Raw genomic sequence first — 19857 nt, 5'->3', positions numbered from 1 at the left:
TCGACGGGGGGCCCGTCGGGGCATGCGGCAGGCGCGGCTCAGGCCGGCTCGTCGGGGATCAGCGCCGATTCCAGCCGGGCGATGGCGTCCTTGAGCAGCAACTTGCGCTTCTTCAACCGCTTGAGCGCGAGTTCCTCGTGCGTCGGGTCCGCCTGCAGGCGCTGGATCTCGGCGTCGAGTTCGCGGTGCTCGCGACGCCAGGCCACCAGCCGGAACCCGGCGGTGTCCCCGTGGCTGCTGTCGTCGATGGGCTCAAGCGCCATGCCCCCGAGCTTACCCGATGGCCACCGCCGCCGCCCTTGGCGACCGCCGGAGCGCCTGCAAGAATGCGCCGCACGCCAGACGGGGTTGGCGTGCCGCGCCGGGCGACCGCGCGTCGCTTCCGCTCGCGGTGCCCCGGCCGCATCCGCCAAGGACGTCACGATGCGCAAGACCCCGTTCCGCCCCGCCTCCGCCCTGCTCGCGGCCGCCCTGCTCGCCGCGAGCGCCGGCGCCCCGGCCCAGGAGAAGTACGACGGCTACCTGTGCTGCAACATGCGCAGCGACGGCAGCTGGATCAGCGACAGCAACTATGCCGAGAACGGCAAGCGCGTCGTGCCCGTCGGCACGCCGGTCAGCGTGACCGGTTACGGCCGGCACCGCGTCAACGTGCGCATCGACGGCGAGCGCCAGGCGATCGGCAACGACTACAGCCGCGACATCGGTCTGGCCGACTTCGCCCGCCGCTACGTGGTGACCGAAGATCCGGCCGCGAAGATCGCCGGCTATCCGGCCAAGATCCAGGACGCGATCAAGCGCGCCAAGATCACCCCGGGCATGACCCGCGAGCAGGTGCTGATGTCGCTGGGCTACCCGATCAGCAGCGAGAACCCGGATCTGGGCGCCGACCTGTGGCGCTACTGGATGAGCAGCTTCGCCGAGTTCCAGGTGCAGTTCGACGGCAGTGGCCGGGTGCGCGAGATCACCACCGACGCCAACACCCGCAACCTGGTGTGGGTGCCCTGAACAGGCCGCGCCGCACGTGATCCACGCGGGCGCCGGACGGCGCCCGTGTCGTCTCGGCGTGCCGCCGGGTGCGTCGCGCCCGCGACAACCGCTCGCGCACTGCGGCAGGTCGCGGGCCGAGCACCGGTGCGCGGCGCAGGCCCTGCGACGGGCGGCCCGGTAAACTAGGCGCGATGAGCACCGTCCTGCCCCTGCACGAACCCCTGCCGCGCGCGCAGGCGCCGCGTCCCGGCACGCCCGATGTACAGAAGCTGGCGACGCGTCTGCGCCACCAGGTGGGCCGCGCGATCGCCGATTTCGGGATGATCGAGGACGGCGACAAGGTCATGGTGTGCCTGTCGGGCGGCAAGGACAGCTACACCCTGCTCGACATCCTGCTGCAGCTGCAGAAGAAAGCGCCGGTGTCGTTCTCGATCACCGCGGTCAACCTCGACCAGAAGCAGCCCGGCTTTCCCGAACACATCCTGCCGGCGTACCTCGCATCGCTGGGCGTGGACTTCCACATCATCGAGCAGGACACCTATTCGGTCGTCAGCCGGGTGATCCCCGAGGGCAAGACGATGTGTTCGCTGTGCTCGCGGCTACGCCGCGGTGCGCTGTACACCTACGCCGAAGCCAACGGCTTCACCAAGATCGCGCTGGGCCACCACCGCGACGATCTGGTCGCGACGTTCTTCCTCAACCTGTTCTTCCACGCCAAGCTCAGCGGCATGCCGCCGAAGCTGCGCAGCGACGACGGCAAGCATGTCGTGATCCGGCCGCTGGCCTACGCGGCCGAGGACGACATCGCCGCGTACGCGCAGGCGAAGGCGTTTCCGATCATTCCCTGCAATCTCTGCGGTTCGCAGGAGAACCTGCAACGCAAGCAGGTCGGCCTGATGATGCGGCAGTGGGAGCGCGACACACCCGGCCGCATCGAGACGATCGCGCGTGCGCTCGGCGACATCCGGCCCTCGCAGCTCAGTGATCCGAAGCTGTTCGATTTCCTCGGCCTCGGTGCCGGCACGGCGGCCGCTACGGCCGTCGCCCGGCCCGCATGGCACGACGATCCGCCGGCGCAGGCCTCGTGACCGGCCCCTGATCCGCGCGCGCCCCGTCGCGCCGCCCGACGATTCTTCTTCCCGCGACCGCGCCTCGCCCGCGGCGCTCCCACCGTTCATGGATCACCGACCCCGATGTTCTTCCGCAACCTGACCCTGTTCCGCTTCCCCACCGCTCTCGACCTGTCGGAACTCGACGCGCGTCTGGCCGAGTTCCCGCTCAAGCCGGTCGGTCCGCTCGAGATGTCCTCGCGCGGCTTCGTCTCGCCGATCGCCCGCGACGGCGAGGCGATGACGCATCGCATCGAGGACGCGATCTGGCTCACCGTCGGCGGCGAGGAGAAGATCCTGCCCGGCCCGGTGGTCAACGAACTGCTGGCACGCCGCATCGAGGAGTTCGAGGACAAGCAGGGGCGCAAGCCCGGCGGCAAGCTGCGCAAGCAGATGAAGGACGACCTGCTGCAGGAGCTCATGCCGCGCGCGTTCGTCAAGCCGGTGCGCAGCGATGCGCTGATCGATCTCGAACACGGCGTGGTCGCGGTCAACAGCTCCAGCCGCAAGAGCGCGGAGAACCTGGTGTCGGAGATCCGCACCGCGCTGGGCAGTTTTCCGGCCCTGCCGCTCAATGCCGAGGTCTCGCCGCGCGCGGTGATGACCGGCTGGATCGCCGGCGAGCCGCTGCCCGACGGGTTGACGCTGGGCGAGGAGTGCGAGCTCAAGGATCCGTCGGACCAGGGCGCGATCGTGCGCTGCCAGCGCCAGGACCTGCAGTGCGAGGAGATCACCCGGCACCTCGATGCCGGCAAGCAGGTCACCAAGCTCGCGCTGAATCTCGACGACCACGTGTCGTTCGTGCTCGGCGAGGATCTGATCATCCGCAAGTTCAAGCTGCTCGACGGCGCCCTCGATTCGCTCGAGCACACCGAGAACGACGACATGCGTGCCGAACTCGATGCGCGTTTCGCGCTGATGCGCGGCGAGTTCAAGCGCCTGTTCACGGTGCTGGAAGGCGCGTTGAAGCTGTCGAAGGCGGAGTAGGACGCTCGGCCGAGGTCTGCTCGGCCCGGGGTGTGCCGACGCATTGCGGCTGACGACACGTCACGAACGTGTCCACGCATGATGTCGCCGGATTCCCGCCAGACCGGACATGCAGCCGTTGGAAGCGGCGGGAACGACGGAACGCGGCGCGTCGGATTCGTTGCGGCGCGCGCGCCTGTCGCGACACGTGCAGCGCATACAATCGGCGCATGTCGTCTCTCTCGCGCCTGCTGTCGCCGTCCGCCCGACCCGCTCCGATGCAACGCGAGACATTGCGGATCCGGCTCGAGGACGGACGCGAGATCGAGGTGACCCGCGTGCGTGATCCGCGTGCGCGGCGCATCCGCCTCAGCGTCAGCGAACGCGGCGCGCGCCTGACCCTGCCGCTGCGTGCGAGCCTGAAAGCCGGGGATGCGTTCCTGCACGAGCACCGCGGCTGGCTCGCCGCCCAGCTGGCCGATCACGGCGATGCACGTCCACTCGATCGCGCAGCGACCACCGGACTGCCGCTGCGCGAGGCGTGCTGCCCGGTACGGTGGGAGACGGGCCGCTACAGCCATGCGCAGCTGCGCGACGACGGCACGATCGTCTTCGCCGCGCCCGCGCAGGCCGGACCCGATGCCCTGCGACGCGCCTTGCGCGAGTTCTACGAGGCGCAGGCGCGCGCCGATATCGCACGCTGGATGCCCGCCTATCTGGCCGGCCTGCCGCGACCGCCGTCACGCGTGCGGCTGAAGGTGATGTCCTCGCAGTGGGGCTCGCTGGCGCCCGACGGCACCCTGACGCTCGACCTGGCCCTGGTGCTGGGGCGGTCGTCGGCGTTCGAATACGTGCTGGTGCACGAGCTCTGCCACCTGATCCACGCCGATCATTCGCGCGCATTCTGGCGCGAGGTCGAGACGCGCTGCCCCGACTGGCGCGAGGCCCGCGATTACTTCCGCGAACACGGCCGCCGGCTCAAGGGCGAGCTGCACGCGCTGCTGACCGGCTGAGCAGGCCCGGGCATCGCGCGCGGCGACGGCTCAGGCGGTGCGCTGCAGGAAATCGCCGATCGCCGCCGCCACCTCGCCCGGCTGTTCCATGTGCAAATGATGACCGCCGGCGATGACGGCGAGATCGCCATCGGGCAGCAGACGCGCGCGCCGCGAGCGGTCCGGCTCGGGCAGATACGGCTGCGGCGGATCGGCATAGATCACCCGGGTCGGGCACTCGATGCCCGCGATCAGGGCATCGACCTGATCGGGCGTCATGCGCACCGCGGTGGGCACGGTGAGGCGCGGATCGCTGCACCAGACATGCCCGCCGTCGACGTCGCGCACGCCGCGCTCGACCAGCAGCCGCGCCGAGGCCTCGGTCAGCGCGTTGACGCGCATGCGCGCGCGCACCGGCGCATCGAGATCCGGGAACACCCGCAAGGCGCGCTGCGGCAGACCACGCGCCGACGTCACCGCGTCGCGCAGCCGCGGTACCGTCTGCTCGACGGTCTCGGGCAGCGCGCCCAGCGCCTCGATCGCGACGAAGCGCTCGATCCGCTCCGGCACCGCGGCGGCCACCAGGCTCGCGATGCCCGCGCCCATCGAGTGCCCGAGCAACGCGAAGCGTTCCCAGCCGAGCGCATCAGCGATGTCGAGCACCTGGTGCACGGCGCCGACGAAGGTGTAGTCGGTGCCCGGCGGCATGTGCGCGCTGCGGCCGTGCCCGGGCAGATCCGGCGCGGCGATGTCCAGGCCGTCCAGGTACGCGGCCAGCGGCACGAAGCTCGCCGCATTGTCGAGCCAGCCGTGCAGCGCGAGTACGCGTCGTCCGCCGGGCGCGCCGAAACGCAGCCCGTGCACCGTGCCGATGCCGATCTCGACCTCGAACGGCCGCCCCGCGCCGGACGCGGTCAAGCGTCGGCCTCCAGATCGCGCCGTGCCAGTGCCGCCAAGACCTGTGCGTGCACCGGTGCATCGTTGAGGCAGGGGATGTAGCGCAGCGCCTGGCCGCCGTGTTCGTGGAAGATCTCCGCGTTCTGCAGCGCGATCTCCTCCAGCGTTTCCAGACAGTCGACCGCGAAGCCGGGGCAGACGACGTCGATCGTGCGCACGCCCTCGCCGCCCAGCGCCTTCAGCGTCTCGTCGGTGTAGGGCTGCAGCCAGGGCTCGCGTCCGAAGCGCGACTGGAAGGTCAGCAGCGCCTCGTCCTCACGCAGGCCCAGCGCGCGCACGATCGCATCGGCGCCGGCGCGGCAGTGCTGCGGATACGGGTCGCCGGCGTCGGCCAGGCGCTGCGGAATGCCGTGGAAGGAGAACAACAGGCGCTCGCCGCGACCGTGCGTGTCCCAGTGGGCGCGGATCGACGCGGCGACGGCCTCGACCCACGCGGAGTCTGCGTGATAGTCGGCGCGCATCCGCGCGCGGCCGTCGCGGCCGAACACCGCGTCGACGACGTCGCCGACCGAGGCCGTGGTGGTCGTCGAATACTGCGGATACAGCGGCAGCACCTGCACCCGCGGATGCCCGGCGTCGCGCAGCTGTTCGAGCACGGTGCGCAGCGACGGGTTGCCGTAGCGCATGGCGTGGACCACGCGCGCCTCCGGCATCTCGCGCTGCACCGCCTCGGTGAGCCGCGCGGTGTGCACCGCCAGCGGCGAGCCGCCGTCCATCCACACGCCGGCATAGAGCTTCGCCACCCGCGGCGAGCGGAACGGCAGGATGACGAAGTGCAGGATCGGGCACCACAGCCAGCGCGTCAGCGCGACCACGCGGTGGTCGTGGAGGAATTCGGCCAGATACCGGCGGACCGCCTTGGGCGTGGGCGCATCGGGCGTGCCGAGGTTCACCAGCACGACGGCCGGGACGGAGGAATGGGCGGAGGTGGTCATGCGCATAGGATGGCAGGCGCCCCGGCCCTTGGGCAGGCGGCCGCGTCGGGTCCGTGGCCCGCACGCGGATGAACTCACCGGCGATTCATTCGACCGTCACTAGCCTGAACTCCGTGTGCCGCCTGTTGTCCGATCCCGTGTCCGTTCCGCGGCACGCGCCGCCCCTGGAGTCCGCATGACCACGATCCGCCGCCCCCGCGCCCTGCTGGCGCTCGCCCTCGGCCTTTCGCTCGCCGCAGGCGCCGCATTCGCCGGCCCGCGCGAGGACGCGCGCGCCCAGAATGCGGTGCGGGTGCTCGGTGAGATCCAGGCGATTCCGGAATCGGGCATCCCCGACAAGCTGCTCGACGAGGCCCGCGCGATCGTGGTCATTCCCGACACCGTCAAGGCCGGCCTGATCATCGGCGGCCGCCGCGGCCACGGCCTGATGTCGGTGAAGACGCCCGACGGCACCTGGTCGAATCCCGCGTTCGTGCGCATCACCGGCGGCAGCATCGGCTTCCAGGCCGGCGTGCAGTCGTCGGACGTGGTGCTGGTGTTCCGCAACGAGCGCAGCCTGGAATCCATCGTCAACGGCAAGTTCACCCTGGGCGCCGATGCCGGCGTCGCCGCCGGTCCGGTGGGCCGCAACGCCGCGGCGCTGACCGACGGCCAGCTCAAGGCCGAGATCTGGTCGTGGTCGCGCGCGCGCGGGCTGTTCGCCGGCGTCGCCCTCGACGGCGCCGTGCTGCAGATCGACGACGACGCCAACGTGGCGGTCTACGGACCGAACAGCACGCCGCGCGCGATCCTCGAAAACCGCGCCGGCCAGGCGCCGTCGAATGCGATCGTCGACTTCCGCGACCGGCTGGAAGAGGCCAGTGCCACGGCGCGCGTTGCCCGCGGCGGCAGCGCCGTGCCGGTCGCACGCGCGTCGACCGCCGCGCCGGCGATCCGCGAGGTGCCGGAGGCGACGACGATTCCGGCGCAGCCCAGCGATCCGCGGCCGCGGGGCTTCGAGCCCGTCGACGACCAGCCGGCGACCGTCGAACCGCTGCCGGAATACTGATCGGCCCCGACGCAGGCGGCCTGCACCGCCGCTTGCGGTATCCTCGCCGTCCACCCGACTTCACCGGTACCTGCCATGGGCAGTTTCAGCATCTGGCATTGGCTCATCGTCCTGCTCGTCGTCCTGCTGGTGTTCGGCACCAAACGGCTGCGCGGCGCCGGGCGCGACCTCGGCGAGGCGGTCAAGGGCTTCAAGAAGGGCATGCACGACGACGAGACGCCCGAGCGTCTCGATGACCGTTCGCAGGATCCGGCCCCGTCCGAGCGCGCACGTCACGACGACAACGTGCCGCGCTGACGCGCGGCATCTGTTGCACCCATGTTCGGGATAAGCACCGGCGAACTGCTGATCCTGGGGCTGATCGCGCTGATCGTGCTGGGCCCCGAGCGTCTGCCCAAGGCCGCGCGCTTCGCCGGCGTGTGGATCCGACGCGCGCGGTCGCAGTGGTATTCGGTCAAGTCCGAGCTCGACCGCGAGCTGGCGGCCGAGGAGCTCAAGCGCAGCGTGCGCGAGGCCCAGCAGTCGATCGCCGACGTCGGCACCCAGCTGCGCGATGCGGGCGTGCGGGTGCGCGAGGGTGTTGAGCAGGCCCGGCGCGACACCGAAGCGCTGGTGGACGCCGCACGGCGCATGCCGGACGCGCCACCGCCGCCCCCCCTGCCCGAAGGCGCGATCGCCGCCGATCCCACGACGCCGCCGACGCCGGCCCCGACTTCCACGCTGACACAGGACCCCGGCGATGGCGCTGCACGCTGAGGACGACACCGGCGACGGCAGTCTGATCGAACACCTGATCGAGTTGCGCATGCGTCTGATGCGCGGCCTGGCGGGCACCGGACTGGTGCTGCTGGGCCTGCTGCCGTTCGCCAACACCCTCTACGGCATGCTCGCGCAGCCGCTGCTCGACAAGCTGCCCGACGGCGCGCACCTGATCGCGATCGAGGTCGCCTCGCCGTTCTTCGCGCCGCTGAAGCTGGCCTTCTTCACCGCGCTCGTGGTGACGATGCCGTGGCTGCTCTACCAGGCCTGGGCCTTCGTCGCACCCGGCCTGTACAAGCGCGAGAAGCGTCTGGCGATGCCGTTGCTGGCGTCGGCGGTCGCGCTGTTCTACGTGGGCTGCGCGTTCGCGTTCTTCTTCGTGCTGCCGTCGGTGTTCCGCTTCCTCACCCTGGTGACGCCCGACGGCGTGGCGATGATGACCGACATCAACGCCTACCTCGATTTCGTGCTGGTGATCTTCCTCGCCTTCGGGCTGAGCTTCGAGTTGCCGGTGGCACTGGTGATCCTGGTGCTGATGGGTTGGGTGACCACCGACCAGCTGCGCGAGGCGCGCGGCTACGCGATCGTCGGCGTGTTCGTGCTCGCGGCGGTCATCACCCCGCCCGACGTGATCTCGCAGCTGATGCTCGCGATTCCGATGTGCCTGCTGTACGAGGCCGGCATCGTCGCCGCCCGCCTGCTCGCGCCGAAGGCCGGATCGCTGCGCGACGAGCAGGCATGAGCGGCGATCCGACGCCCGCGCACGCACCGATGGTGCATCGCTATGCCGCCTGGTCGCTGGACGCCGCGGCCATCGCGCTGCTGGTGGCCGTGGCGCTGCATCGCACGCTCTCGGCCGGACTGGAGGCCTGCGGCCGTGCGCTCGACGCGCTCACCCGGGCGATGGCCGGCAGCATGCAGGCCGCCGTCGACAGCGGCGCTTCGCCGATGGCCCTGATGCAGCACTGGCTCGGTGATCCCGCCCTGCACGCCGGCGTCGTCGCCCTGACCGCCGCGCTGACCGCGCTGCTGGGCTGGCCGATGCTGGCCTTCGCCCTGCTGTCGCTGGTCTGGTTCGCCGCTTTCGAGGGCAGCCGCTGGCAGGCGACGCCGGGCAAGCGGCTGCTCGGCCTGCAGGTGATCGACGACGACGGCCTGCCGCCGGGCCTCCTGCGCGCCGGACTGCGCCAGGCGGCGGGGCTGCTGTCGTGGCTCAGTCTCAATCTCGGACACGCGCTGGCGGCCTGGGCGCCGCGTCACCAGGCGCTGCACGACCGGATCGCCGGCATCCGCGTGGTACGCACTGATGCGCGGCGTGTGCCGCCGGCCGTGCGGATCTGGCTGGCATTGCAGCTGCCGGCCTGCGTCCTGCTGCTGGCGCTGCTGCTGCGCGCGGTGGACCGGAGCCTGACGGCCGCACTCGATGCCGCCTGGCTGGGGTGAGCCTAGAGTTCGATCTGGCCGGGGGGCGACGCCGGCCCCACCGCACCGGTGTCCTGCGGCGCGCAGATGTCGCGCCACATCGCGTACATGACGCCGAACATCACGATGTAGAGCACCAGCAGCAGCGCCATGTACAGCGGCAGCACCAGCAGCCCGGCGAGCGCCGGATGCACCAGGCTGGCGACGACGGTGATCATCAGCACGACGATGCCGAACACCAGCATCAGCGCGAAGCCACCGGCCATCGCGATCGCCGCGACCACCAGCACCGGCAGCGCATTCTTGAGCGCACCGGCCAGGCCGTCCCGGAACGCGGCCATCACCGGCCGCCCGCCCAGCGCCACCTGGGCCAGACCAATTGCATAGACCGTGGCGAAATAGATGCCCACCAGCAGCCCCAGCGCCATCAGCGGGCCGATGCCGGCCGGCGGCATGGGCATCTCGGGCGGCGTCGCAGGCGAGCCGCCCTGGGCGCTCATCTCCTGCGACAGCGTCATCACCTCGAGATACCACTCGGGCACGCCTTCGCCGAACAGGCTGACCAGCGCGTAGAAGGTGACGATGTACAGCGCGCCCATCAGCATGCCGAAGCCGACCAGGCGGCCCGCGCCGGCGTCGGCGGAGAAGGTCGAGAACACGTCCGCGGCGCGCGCCGGGCCGCCGCGTTCGACGGCATCGATGACACGCATCACGCCGCCGATCAGCAGCGGGTACACCAGGATCGACAGCAGCGACGTCGCGCCGATGACTGCGAGCTGCGCCTGCGCATCGAGTCCGAGGGCGACCTGCAGCACCAGCTGCAGCACGCTGGGCAGCAGCGCCAGCAACGCGACGATCGCGATCGCGCCGTAGACCGCGCGGGGATTGCCGCGGCCCACGTTGACCGCCTGCACGAGCCATGTCCAGCCGTGACCGGCCCCTACCTTTCGAATCGTCATTGCCGCCTAGTCCAGTCCCGGGAGCACCCCGCGGCGAACTGCCACGAGGGGTGCTCATCGTACTGCATGGGGTCGCATGGCCGGCGGGCGACGGGGCGCGATTTGCGCGGATATGGCGGCCGGATTGGTCGACTTCGGGCTACGTCATCTTCTGCTGCGCCTCCGGCAGCTGCACCTGCTGACGCTCCGGCTCCGGCTCCGGCTCCGGCTTCGGCTTTTGGCTTTGGCTTTGGCTTTGGCTTTCAGCGTTTGACGTTCGAGCCGTAAAGCGAGCCGAGCACCGCAGCCTGACGTGGCCGAAGAGCAGCCCATGTCTGAGCGAAGCGAGTTTGGGCTGCGTGCCGCGTCAGGCGAGGAGCGCAGGGGACCGATGCGGCTTCATCGCATCGGCGAGTGTCCGGCGATGGCGGTTTTGCTTACTTTTGACAAGACAAAAGTAAGCCGCGCGAACAGCGCGGAAGCTCTGTTCTTCGCGGTCTCGCGTGGCCACGCAAGACAAGCAAACGAAGCAAGTGCAGAGCTTTCGCCCGCTGCGCGTGCGAGTTCCTTTTTTTGAAGGACCAACAAGGAACCAAAAAGTCCCTTCGCCGGACGCGATCCGCCGCATGAAGCCGCGGCGGGCCCCTGCGCTTCTCGGTCAGCGGGGCACGCAGCCCAAACTCGCTTCGCTCAGACATGGGCTGCTCTTCGGCCCCGCCGCCCTGCGATGCTCGGCTCGCTTTACGGCTCGAAGATCGAAAGCCAACAGCAACGGCAACGGCAACGGCAACGGCAACGGCAAAAAACAAAAGCAGAAGCAGAAGCAGAAGCAAAGATAGAAGCCAAAGCCGAAGCTGAAGCCGAGGCCCACACCACACTACCGATACCGCGCCTCCAGCAGATCCAGATCCCGCACCAGCCGTCGCGCCACTTCATCGGAGATCGCGCGCTGCCGCGCGAGGCGATGGATGCAGTCGCGCTCGGCCTCCACCGCCGCGAGCCGCAGGGCACGCTCGGCCGCGTCGGCACGGCGCAGTTCGCTGGCTTCGACGACTCCGGCGCCGCCGCGGCGCAGGCGCTCCTGGTACAGCGCCATCACCCGCACGGCGGCGCTGGCGTAGAGATCCGGATCGGCCTGTGCGGCGGGCAAGGCGTGCTGCGCGCGTTCGACCGCGGCCACCGCGGCGACCGCGCCGGCGTGGCGGGCGCGATCGATATCGCGATCGGGCGCGTCCTCCGCGGGCAACGTCAGCCCGTGCAACAGCCGCGGCAATGCGACGCTGCCGAGCAGCAGCGAGACCACGATGACCGCAGCGGCCAGGAAGATCGCCAGATCGCGGGCCGGGAACGGCGCGCCCCCCGGCAGCAGCAGCGGCAGCGTGAGCACGCCGGCCAGGGTGATCGCGCCGCGCACGCCGGCCACCGACATGGCCGCGACCAGGCGCCACGGCGGCGCGCGCCGATCGTGGCGGCGGTACAAGGCGATGCGCAGCGACACCCACACCCAGGCGAAGCGCAGCGCCAGCAGGGCGCCGGAGATCACCGCCACGTAGATCGCCAGCCACCACGGCGTGGCGTGGCCGGCTTCGCGGACCGAGGTGGCGGCGCGCTCGACGATCCACGGCAGCTGCTCGCCCAGCAGCACGAAGATGATGCCGTTGAGCGAGAACTGCACCGTGTCCCACACCGCGGCGCGCTGCACGCGTGTCGTCGCTAGCGCCCGCCCACTGAACTCGACGTAGCTCATCGTGATGCCAGCCGCGACCGCCGCGAGAATGCCCGATGCCGCCACCTGCTCGGCGAGCAGATAGGCACCGAACGGGGTCAGCAGACTGATCAGGATGGGCGTGCCGGCCTCCTCGCCGAAAACGCGCGAGACCAGCGCATGGCCGCGGTTGATCGCCACCGTCACCGCGACGCCGATCGCCACGCCCGCCAGTGCCACCCACAAAAATGTGAGCGAGGCCGACACCAGCGAGAAGCTGCCGGTCATCACCGCCGCCACCGCGAAGCGGAAGCACACCAGGCCCGAGGCATCGTTGAGCAGCGATTCGCCTTCGAGGATGTGCATGACCCGCGGCGGAATCGGCGCGCGCGCGGCGATCGACGACACCGCGACCGGATCGGTCGGCGACAGGATCGCCGCCAGTGCGAACGCCACCGGCAGCGGCATCGCCGGAATCAGCCAGTGGATCAGCAGGCCCGCACCGAGCACCGTGAACACCACCAGGCCCAGGGCCAGCGGCAGGATCAGCCCGCGATCGCGGAACAGGCCGCTCTTCGGGATGCGCCAGCCGTCGAGGAACAACAGCGGCGGCAGGAACAGCACGAAGAACAGATGCGGGTCCAGGGCCACGCCCTGGCCGAACACGCCGGCGATGGTGGCGCCGAGCGCGATCTGCACCACCGGCAGCGGAACCGGCACCCAGCGCTGCAGCACCCGGGTCAGATAGCCGCTGACCACCACCGCCAGCAGCATCACCAGCACCACTTCGATCGAATGCATGGCAGGCGGTCCTCCTCCTCGACGCACAGGCGCGCCACCATAGCGCGCAGTGCACATCGTGCAGCGCTCCTTGAACCGACCGGAGCGTGATCACAGGGTGTGTGCGAACGGATCCCTAACCTGGGGCGTTTTCGCCGCACCAGGGTTCCGACATGACGACGTCCACGTCCACGGTCTCCCGCCTGCGGGCCGGCTGGTCGGCCCGCATCCTCGGCGCGCTGCTGGTCCTGCTCGGACTGGTGCTGGGTGGCGGCGGCGGCTGGCTGCTGGCGATCGGGGGAAGTGGCTATTACCTGCTGGCCGGCATCGGCCTGCTCGTGTCCGGCGCCGGTATTGCGCTGGGCCGGCGCTGGGGCCTGATCGGGTTCGCCGCGGTGTTCGCAGGCACGCTGGCGTGGACGGCGTGGGAGTCGGGTCTGGACTACTGGCGCTGGATTCCGCGACTGGGCCTGATGGTGGTGCTGGCGATCGCGGTGGCGCTGCTGGCGCCGCGCCTGCCGGGCGGACCGTCGCGCCGCGCGTCCTACATCGTCACCGGCGTCCTGGGCCTGGTCTTCGTGGCCGCATTCGCGCTGGCATTCGCGCCCCATGGTGTGACACGCGCCGACTGGAGCGCGCATCGCCCGATGGCCGTGGAACCGCGCCCTGCAGCGCGCGGCGGACAGCCTGCGGATGCGCCGGCCGACGGCGACTGGGGCGCCTACGGTCGCGACAACGCCGCCACCCGCTACACCCGCCTCGACCAGATCAACCGCGAGAACGTCGACCAGCTCGAGAAGGTCTGGACCTATCGCACCGGCGATCTGCCCGAGCATCGCTGGGGTGCGGAGACCACACCGCTGAAGATCGGCGATGCGCTGTACCTGTGCACGGCGCGCAACATCCTGATCTCGCTGGACGCGGCGACCGGCGAGGAACGCTGGCGCTACGATCCTCAGGTCGACGATGCCTACATTCCCTACACCGCCGCCTGCCGCGGCGTGGCCTTCTACGCCTCGCCCGGGACCGCACCTGCGCAGCTCGCGAGCGAGGCATCGACGGCCGCGTCCGCTGGCGCCGCGCCGCCGGTCGCCATTGCCGGCGGTCCGCGCGCCTGTGCGACGCGGGTTATCGAGGGCACGCTCGACGGCCGCCTGATCGCGGTCGACGCGCAGACCGGCACGCCGTGCGCCGACTTCGGCGACAACGGCCAGGTCGACATCACCGAGGGCATGGGCGAGACGCCGCCGGGCTACGTGTCGATCACCTCGCCGCCGACGATCGTGCGCGGCGTCGTCGTCACCGGCCACCAGGTGCTCGACGGCCAGCGTCGCTGGGCGCCGTCGGGCGTGATCAAGGGCTTCGATGCCGTCACCGGCGAGCTGCGCTGGGCCTGGGACATGGTGCGCCCCGACATCACCGGCCTGCCGCCGGAGGGCGAAACCTACACCCGCGGCACCCCGAACATGTGGACCATCGCGTCGGGCGACGAGGCGCTCGGCTACGTCTATCTGCCGATGGCCAATTCCTCGGCCGACTACTGGAGCGGTTCGCGCCGGCCGGAAGAAGACGCCTACGCGACGTCGCTGGTGGCGCTCGACGTGACCACCGGCCGCCCGGCCTGGCATTTCCAGACCGTGCACATCGACGTCTGGGACTACGACCTCGGTTCGCAGGCCACGCTGGTGGACTTCCCGACCGACGCCGGCGCCGTGCCGGCGCTGGTGCTGCCGAGCAAGCAGGGCGACATGTACGTGCTCGACCGCCGCACGGGCCAGCCGCTGGTCGGTGTCGAGGAGCGGCCGGTGCCCGGCGGCGGCGTCGAGCCGGACCGCCGCTCGCCCACCCAGCCGTTCTCGACCTATCACACGCTGGCCCAGCGCGACCTCACCGAACGCGACATGTGGGGCATCACGCCGATCGACCAGCTGGTGTGCCGCATCCAGTTCCGCCATGCGAGCTATGACGGCATCTACACCGCGCCGACCGCCGAACGCCGGTTCGTGCAGTACCCCGGCTACAACGGCGGCTCGGATTGGGGCGGTATCGCCGTCGACACCGACCGCGGGGTGATCGTCGCCAACTACAACGACATGCCCAACTACAACAGGCTCGTCACCCGCGACCGCGCCGACCGGCTGGGCTGGCAGCCGCGCGAGATCGCCGGTGATCCCGAGGCCGAAGGTGGCCGTGGCAACACCCGCGGCGGCGACATGGGCGGCAGCACGGCCGAGGGTGCAGGCGATCCGCAGCTCGGCACGCCCTATGCGGTGGACGTCAACGCGGGCTGGCGCCTGCCGTTCACCGGCCTGCTGTGCAAGCAGCCGCCTTACGGCGGGATTCGTGCGATCTCGCTGGCGACCGGCCGCACGATCTGGGACCGCCCGTTCGGCACCGCGCGCAGGAATGGGCCGTTCGGCATTCCGTCGATGCTGCCCATCGACATCGGCACGCCCAACAACGCCGGCAGTGCCGTCACCGCGGGCGGTCTGGTGTTCATCGCCGCGGCCACGGACGACCTGATCCGCGCGATCGACATCGAGACCGGCGAGACCCTGTGGAGTGACGTGCTCCCGGCCGGCGGTCAGGCCGGACCGGCCGTGTACGAGGTCGGCGGCCGCCAGTTCCTGGTGATCATGAGCGGCGGCCACCATTTCATGGAAACGCCAGCCGGCGACCACGTCACGGCCTATGCGCTGCCGCGTCGGCAGTGACGGCCTAGAATCGGGACGCCCTCCGACTCCTGCCCCCCATGACCAATCCCCTGCTCGAAACCACCGGCCTGCCCCGCTTCGACGCGATCACGCCCGCCCATGTCCAGCCCGCGATCGATGCGCTGGTGGCCGAAGCCGAGGCGGCCGTCGCCGTGGCCGGGCGCACGCAGCCGGTCAGCTGGGAGCGGGTCGTGGTGCCGCTCGACGATGCAACCGAACGCCTCGGCCGTGCCTGGAACCAGGTGACCCACCTCAATGCGGTGGTCAACACGCCCGAGCTGCGTGCGGCCCACAACGCGGCGCTGCCCAAGGTGACCGGCTTCTTCAGCGCGCTCGGTCAGGATCCGGCGCTGTACGCGCAGTACCGGCGGCTGGCCGACGAGGCCGATGCCCAGGGGCTCGATCCGCTGCGCCGACGCATCGTCGACCACGCCCTGCGCGACTTCCGCCTCGGCGGCGCGGCGCTCGACGATGCGGACAAGGCGCGCTTCGCCGCCGTGCGCCAGGAACTGGCGTCGCTGGGCGCGACGTTCTCGGAACACGTGCTGGACGCGACCGATGCGTTCACCCTGCAGATCGACGACGAAGCGCGTCTGGCCGGCCTGCCGGCGGACGTCGTCGCCAATGCGCGCGCCGCCTCCGAGGCGCGCGGACATGCGGGCTGGACGCTGACGCTGCAGATGCCGTGCTACCTGCCGGTGCAGACCTATGCCGAGGACCGCGCCCTGCGCGAGACCCTCTACCGGGCCTACGGCTTGCGCGCCTCCGAGGCCGGCCCGGCCGAGCTCGACAACGGTCCGCTGATCGCGCGCATTCTCGCGCTGCGCGCCGAGCAGGCCGCACTGCTCGGCTTCGCCAATTACGCCGAGCTCTCGCTGGCGACCAAGATGGCCACCTCGCCCGATGAGGTGCTCGGCTTCCTGCGCGATCTCGCCGCGCGCGCGCGACCGCACGCCGAGCGTGATCGTGCCGAGCTCGAGGCCTTCGCCCGCGACAGCCTGGGCCTGGATGCGCTGCAGTCCTGGGACATCCCCTTCGCCGCCGATCGCCTGCGCCAGGCGCGCTACGACTACTCGGCCCAGGAGGTGAAACGCTACTTCACCGAGGACCGCGTGCTGGCCGGGCTGTTCGACGTGATACACGCGCTCTACGGCCTGCGCGTGGAACCCGACACCGCGCCGCTGTGGCATGCCGATGCCCGCTTCTACCGCCTGGTGGATGCCGATGGTGCGCTGGTCGGCCAGTTCTATCTCGATCTCTATGCCCGCGAGGGCAAGCGCGGCGGCGCCTGGATGGACGACTGCCGCAACCGCCGCGCGCGCGGTGACGCGGTGCAGACGCCGGTGGTCTATCTGGTCTGCAACTTCGGCCGCGGCCAGGGCGGGTGTCCGGCCACGTTCACCCACGACGAGGTCATCACGCTGTTCCACGAGATGGGCCACGGCCTGCACCAGTTGCTGACCGCGGTCGGCGAGCTGCCGCTGGCCGGCATCAACGGCGTGGAATGGGACGCCGTCGAACTGCCGAGCCAGTTCATGGAGAACTTCTGCTGGGAATGGTCGCGCGTGCAGGCGATGACCGCACACGTCGATACCGGCGAGCCGCTGCCGCGCGCCCTGTTCGACCGCATGCTGGCCGCGCGCAATTTCCACAGCGGCCTGCACACGCTGCGCCAGATCGAGTTCGCGCTGTTCGACATGCAGTTGCACGCCGGCTTCGATCCGGCCGAGGACGACGTGATGCAGCTGCTCGAGCGGGTGCGCGACGAGGTGGCGGTCACCCGTACGCCGGCTTGGCATCGCTTTCCGAACCAGTTCGGTCATATCTTCGCCGGTGGCTACGCGGCCGGGTACTACAGCTACAAGTGGGCCGAGGTGCTGAGCGCGGATGCCTACGCCGCGTTCGAGGAGGCCGGCGAGGCGGGCGTGGCCGGGACCGGCGCGCGCTTCCGCGACGAAGTGCTGGCGCGCGGCGGCAGCCGTGACGCGATCGAGAACTTCCGCGCCTTCCGCGGCCGTGATCCCGACATCGCCGCCCTGCTGCGGCACGGCGGCATGGCCGCCTGAGCGGGGCCCGGCGGCCGGCCGGGTCCGCCATGCGACGGGGTCCTCACGCATCCGGTGCGAGCATCCGCGCCGGTTCCGCCGGAGAAGCCCCCATGCGCCTGATCGTTGTGCTCTGTGCCCTTGCGATGCCACTCGTCGCCTGGTTGTCGCAGACCGGCGCCTTCGGACCCGACCAGGCCGAGATCTCCAACCGCTACCCGACGCTGCTGGTCGCCGCCGGCTATGCGTTTTCGGTGTGGGGCCTGATCTTCCTGCTCGATGTCGCCTACGCCGTCTGGCAGGCCACGGGGGCACGGCGCAACGATCCCGCACTCGGTCGCATCGCGCCGGCGGCGGCCGCGGGCTTCGCGCTCACGGCGGTGTGGATGCCGCTGTTCTCCGCGGGCTTCTTCTGGACCTGCGTGGTCGTGATCTTCGCCGCGCTGGCGGCGCTGGCCTGGTGTGCGCTGCAGCTGTCGGGCAGCCACGGCCGCGGGCGTCGGCTGGCCTGGGTGGCGCTGTCGCTGCACGCGGGCTGGCTGTCGCTGGCCGCCTTCCTCAATCTGGCCCAGACCCTGGTGGCCGAGGGCGTCGTGTCCACCAGTCGCATGCTCGGCTGGAGCCTCGTGCTGTGGGCGGTGGCGGCCGCACTGCTGCTGGCCCTCAACGCGCGCATGCGCGGCAATCCCGTCTACACCGCCGTCGCCCTGTGGGGCCTGTTCGCGGTGTGGATCAAGCAGACCGACTGGCCGCTCGCCGGCTCGACCACATCGGCCTGGGTCGCGCTGGCGATCGGTGCAGCCCTGCTGCTGCAGACCGTCGCGCTCCGGCTCCGCCGGCGCCGCGTGGTCGGCTGAGCCGTTCACGCGGGATGCGGGACCGCCGCGGCATCGTGGCGGCCCGTCCATCGAGGAGCCCGTCATGGTTCTGCGCGTTCGCCCACGTACCGTCGCCCTGAGCCTCGGTCTGGCCCTGGCCTCGCCGCTGGTGGCCGCCCAGGTCAGCACCACACCGATCGAAAGCCACCGCGACCTGCCCCGCCCCGCATCCCAGGCCGGTCGCCAGACCGGGGTGGTCACGCTCGACCGCGAGGATGGCCAGCAGATCATCGTCCAGTCCTACGAGCCGCGGCAGGTGGCGTCGGATCAGTACCGGATCGATTTCGCGGCGCTCGACAGCGACGGCGACGGGCACATCAGCCGCGCCGAGGCCCGCGCGCATCCCACGCTGGCGGCCGAGTTCAACGCGATCGACGTCAACCGGGACGGTCGGCTGAGCCGCGAGGAACTCGCCGGCTGGCTGCGCTGAGCCGGACGCCGCACCGGGCGCCTGCCGCGGTCGCCGGCCGCGCATGCGCTAGCCTATGCGGCGCGCCGGGCCACACCGGCGACGGAGTCGCTTCGTGAATCACAGCTCCCCGGACGCGCACGAGCGCGCGCCTTCGCGCACGCCGATGCTGATCGGCGGCATCTTCGTGCTGCTGGGCGGCATGTTCATCGGCGCATTGACCACGACGGTGCTGCTGCGCACGAGCATCGGATCGGCCGGCGATCTCAAGGCGCGTGAGGCGATCCGCCTGCAGGAGCTGATCGAGGCGCCGGACGGTCGCGCGCCGGCGGCGGTGACCGCCGAACGCGCGACGGCGCAGTTCGCACACAGCTTCGTGATCAGCGCGGCTGCGCTCGATGCCACCGCCTCGCAGGAGGACCGCGCCCGCATCATCGCGATCAGCCGCTGGGTGCTCGACACCGGTGCGCTCGCCGAACGCGGCGACGCGGTTTCGCGCTGGGCGGTGATCGCTGCACGCTGCGTGGTAGAGCACGACGACGCCGTGCGCGAAGCCGCCGTCTGCGTGCGCGACCGCATGCCGCTCGACGTGCCCGTGCCCGAGCACGCCCGCCGTTGACGGCGCCGCGGCCCCGCCGCGTGACGCCGGACGCACGAAGGCCCGACACGGGGCCGGGCCTTCGCGGATGCGCCGGGTCCGGCGTGTGAGACGAGCCGTCAGTCGCGGCTTTCGCTGACCACGCGGCCGTCCTGCGGATCGAGCTTCAGATCCATGCGCACACCTTGGGCGTTGTCGGCCTCGGCTTCCCACATGCCGTCGTCGAACTTCACGTCGTCGATCCGGGTGTAGCCGGCCGCGGTGAGCTTGGCGCGGATGTCGGCTTCGCCGAGGCTGGTCGCGCCGGCGTTCTCCGGGTAGATGCGGCCGGTGGCCGGGTCGAGGCGCACGTCGATCTTGTTGCCGTTGGCATCGCGCACGTCGGCCTTCCAGATGCCGTTCTTGAACTCGACATCGCTGATGTCGGTATAGCCGCCGTCGGTCAGCGCGGTGCGCACCTGGGCGCTGGTCATCGCGTCCTGGGCCACGGCGGCGCCGGCGGCCAGCGACAGGGCCAGGACTAGGCCACGGACAGCAGTCGTCTGCTTCATCGGAACTCTCCTCGTTTCTGGGTGGGGCGAGTCTTGGCGGCCCGGCGCGAAGCAGGAGTGAACC

General features: G+C 70.8%; 21 protein-coding genes. 15 read left to right on the top strand and 6 right to left on the bottom strand.

Annotated elements, in window-relative coordinates; all coding sequences use genetic code 11:
* Positions 1-38: 38 nt before the first annotated feature.
* On the bottom strand, positions 39-263 hold the full coding sequence (locus tag PQS31_RS15370) for a DUF465 domain-containing protein (protein WP_272763645.1): 225 nt from the start codon (positions 261-263) through the stop codon (positions 39-41).
* A gap of 160 nt (positions 264-423) precedes the next feature.
* On the opposite strand from PQS31_RS15370, the gene bamE reads away from it, so the two are divergent.
* From bamE to PQS31_RS15350, 4 genes are all read left to right on the top strand, one after another.
* Positions 424-1005 (top strand): outer membrane protein assembly factor BamE, encoded by a 582-nt coding sequence (gene bamE / locus PQS31_RS15365; protein ID WP_272763643.1) that lies wholly within the window; start codon positions 424-426, stop codon positions 1003-1005.
* A gap of 173 nt (positions 1006-1178) precedes the next feature.
* A complete protein-coding gene (gene ttcA, locus PQS31_RS15360; RefSeq protein WP_272763642.1) occupies positions 1179-2075 on the top strand; it encodes a tRNA 2-thiocytidine(32) synthetase TtcA in 897 nt (298 codons plus the stop codon).
* Positions 2076-2180: 105 nt separating this feature from the next.
* The gene (locus PQS31_RS15355) at positions 2181-3083 is read left to right on the top strand and encodes a recombination-associated protein RdgC (RefSeq protein ID WP_272763641.1); all 903 of its coding nucleotides are present in this window, start codon (positions 2181-2183) and stop codon (positions 3081-3083) included.
* Positions 3084-3292: 209 nt separating this feature from the next.
* Positions 3293-4075: a SprT family zinc-dependent metalloprotease gene (locus PQS31_RS15350; RefSeq protein ID WP_272763640.1), complete on the top strand. Its 783-nt coding sequence runs from the start codon at positions 3293-3295 to the stop codon at positions 4073-4075.
* 30 nt (positions 4076-4105) lie between these two features.
* Here PQS31_RS15350 and PQS31_RS15345 read toward each other — a convergent pair whose 3' ends face one another.
* On the bottom strand, positions 4106-4972 hold the full coding sequence (locus PQS31_RS15345; protein ID WP_272763639.1) for an alpha/beta hydrolase: 867 nt from the start codon (positions 4970-4972) through the stop codon (positions 4106-4108).
* Complete coding sequence (gene hemH, locus PQS31_RS15340) at positions 4969-5946, bottom strand: ferrochelatase (protein ID WP_272763638.1); 978 nt, start codon at positions 5944-5946, stop codon at positions 4969-4971. The genes PQS31_RS15345 and hemH overlap by 4 nt, the downstream gene beginning before the upstream one ends.
* 175 nt (positions 5947-6121) lie before the next feature.
* On the opposite strand from hemH, the gene PQS31_RS15335 reads away from it, so the two are divergent.
* The 5 genes from PQS31_RS15335 to PQS31_RS15315 all read left to right on the top strand — a co-directional run bounded on the left by PQS31_RS15335 (position 6122) and on the right by PQS31_RS15315 (position 9196).
* Positions 6122-6994, top strand: coding sequence for a lipid-binding SYLF domain-containing protein (locus tag PQS31_RS15335; RefSeq protein WP_272763637.1), 873 nt, complete (start codon positions 6122-6124; stop codon positions 6992-6994).
* A gap of 75 nt (positions 6995-7069) precedes the next feature.
* Positions 7070-7291, top strand: coding sequence for a Sec-independent protein translocase subunit TatA (gene tatA, locus PQS31_RS15330; protein ID WP_272763636.1), 222 nt, complete (start codon positions 7070-7072; stop codon positions 7289-7291).
* A 21-nt stretch (positions 7292-7312) separates the two neighbouring features.
* Positions 7313-7750 carry a Sec-independent protein translocase protein TatB gene (tatB, locus tag PQS31_RS15325; protein ID WP_272763635.1) on the top strand — a complete coding sequence of 146 codons (438 nt, stop codon included), beginning with the start codon at positions 7313-7315 and terminating at the stop codon, positions 7748-7750.
* Entirely contained in the window at positions 7734-8495 is a 762-nt protein-coding gene (tatC, locus tag PQS31_RS15320) for a twin-arginine translocase subunit TatC (RefSeq protein WP_272763634.1), read from the top strand. Before tatB ends, tatC begins: the two co-directional genes overlap by 17 nt.
* Positions 8492-9196 (top strand): RDD family protein, encoded by a 705-nt coding sequence (locus PQS31_RS15315; RefSeq protein WP_272763633.1) that lies wholly within the window; start codon positions 8492-8494, stop codon positions 9194-9196. The genes tatC and PQS31_RS15315 overlap by 4 nt, the downstream gene beginning before the upstream one ends.
* A gap of 2 nt (positions 9197-9198) precedes the next feature.
* Here the strand turns inward: PQS31_RS15315 and PQS31_RS15310 are convergent, their stop codons facing one another.
* Entirely contained in the window at positions 9199-10134 is a 936-nt protein-coding gene (locus tag PQS31_RS15310; RefSeq protein ID WP_272763632.1) for a hypothetical protein, read from the bottom strand.
* 482 nt (positions 10135-10616) lie between these two features.
* Between PQS31_RS15310 and PQS31_RS15305 the strand changes: the two genes are divergently transcribed.
* Entirely contained in the window at positions 10617-10952 is a 336-nt protein-coding gene (locus PQS31_RS15305) for a hypothetical protein (protein WP_272763631.1), read from the top strand.
* 38 nt (positions 10953-10990) lie between these two features.
* Here PQS31_RS15305 and PQS31_RS15300 read toward each other — a convergent pair whose 3' ends face one another.
* Positions 10991-12619 carry a Na+/H+ antiporter gene (locus PQS31_RS15300; protein ID WP_272763630.1) on the bottom strand — a complete coding sequence of 543 codons (1629 nt, stop codon included), beginning with the start codon at positions 12617-12619 and terminating at the stop codon, positions 10991-10993.
* A 152-nt stretch (positions 12620-12771) separates the two neighbouring features.
* On the opposite strand from PQS31_RS15300, the gene PQS31_RS15295 reads away from it, so the two are divergent.
* The 5 genes from PQS31_RS15295 to PQS31_RS15275 all read left to right on the top strand — a co-directional run bounded on the left by PQS31_RS15295 (position 12772) and on the right by PQS31_RS15275 (position 19263).
* Complete coding sequence (locus PQS31_RS15295) at positions 12772-15312, top strand: membrane-bound PQQ-dependent dehydrogenase, glucose/quinate/shikimate family (RefSeq protein WP_272763629.1); 2541 nt, start codon at positions 12772-12774, stop codon at positions 15310-15312.
* Positions 15313-15350: 38 nt separating this feature from the next.
* Positions 15351-17378: a M3 family metallopeptidase gene (locus PQS31_RS15290; RefSeq protein ID WP_272763628.1), complete on the top strand. Its 2028-nt coding sequence runs from the start codon at positions 15351-15353 to the stop codon at positions 17376-17378.
* 92 nt (positions 17379-17470) lie between these two features.
* Positions 17471-18214: a hypothetical protein gene (locus PQS31_RS15285; protein WP_272763627.1), complete on the top strand. Its 744-nt coding sequence runs from the start codon at positions 17471-17473 to the stop codon at positions 18212-18214.
* A gap of 64 nt (positions 18215-18278) precedes the next feature.
* Positions 18279-18665: a hypothetical protein gene (locus tag PQS31_RS15280; RefSeq protein WP_272763626.1), complete on the top strand. Its 387-nt coding sequence runs from the start codon at positions 18279-18281 to the stop codon at positions 18663-18665.
* A gap of 94 nt (positions 18666-18759) precedes the next feature.
* Positions 18760-19263, top strand: a complete 504-nt coding sequence (locus PQS31_RS15275; protein WP_272763625.1) for a hypothetical protein — start codon at positions 18760-18762, stop codon at positions 19261-19263.
* A 98-nt stretch (positions 19264-19361) separates the two neighbouring features.
* On the opposite strand, the gene PQS31_RS15270 is transcribed toward PQS31_RS15275, so the two are convergent.
* Positions 19362-19793, bottom strand: a complete 432-nt coding sequence (locus tag PQS31_RS15270; RefSeq protein ID WP_272763624.1) for a PepSY domain-containing protein — start codon at positions 19791-19793, stop codon at positions 19362-19364.
* Positions 19794-19857: the final 64 nt, after the last annotated feature.

The sequence above is a fragment of the Luteimonas sp. BLCC-B24 genome (assembly GCF_028550595.1).
In the GTDB taxonomy this organism is placed as follows: Bacteria; Pseudomonadota; Gammaproteobacteria; order Xanthomonadales; family Xanthomonadaceae; genus Luteimonas.
The sequence above is the reverse complement of the archived record's forward strand: the minus strand, read 5'-3'. Positions and strand labels throughout refer to the sequence as shown.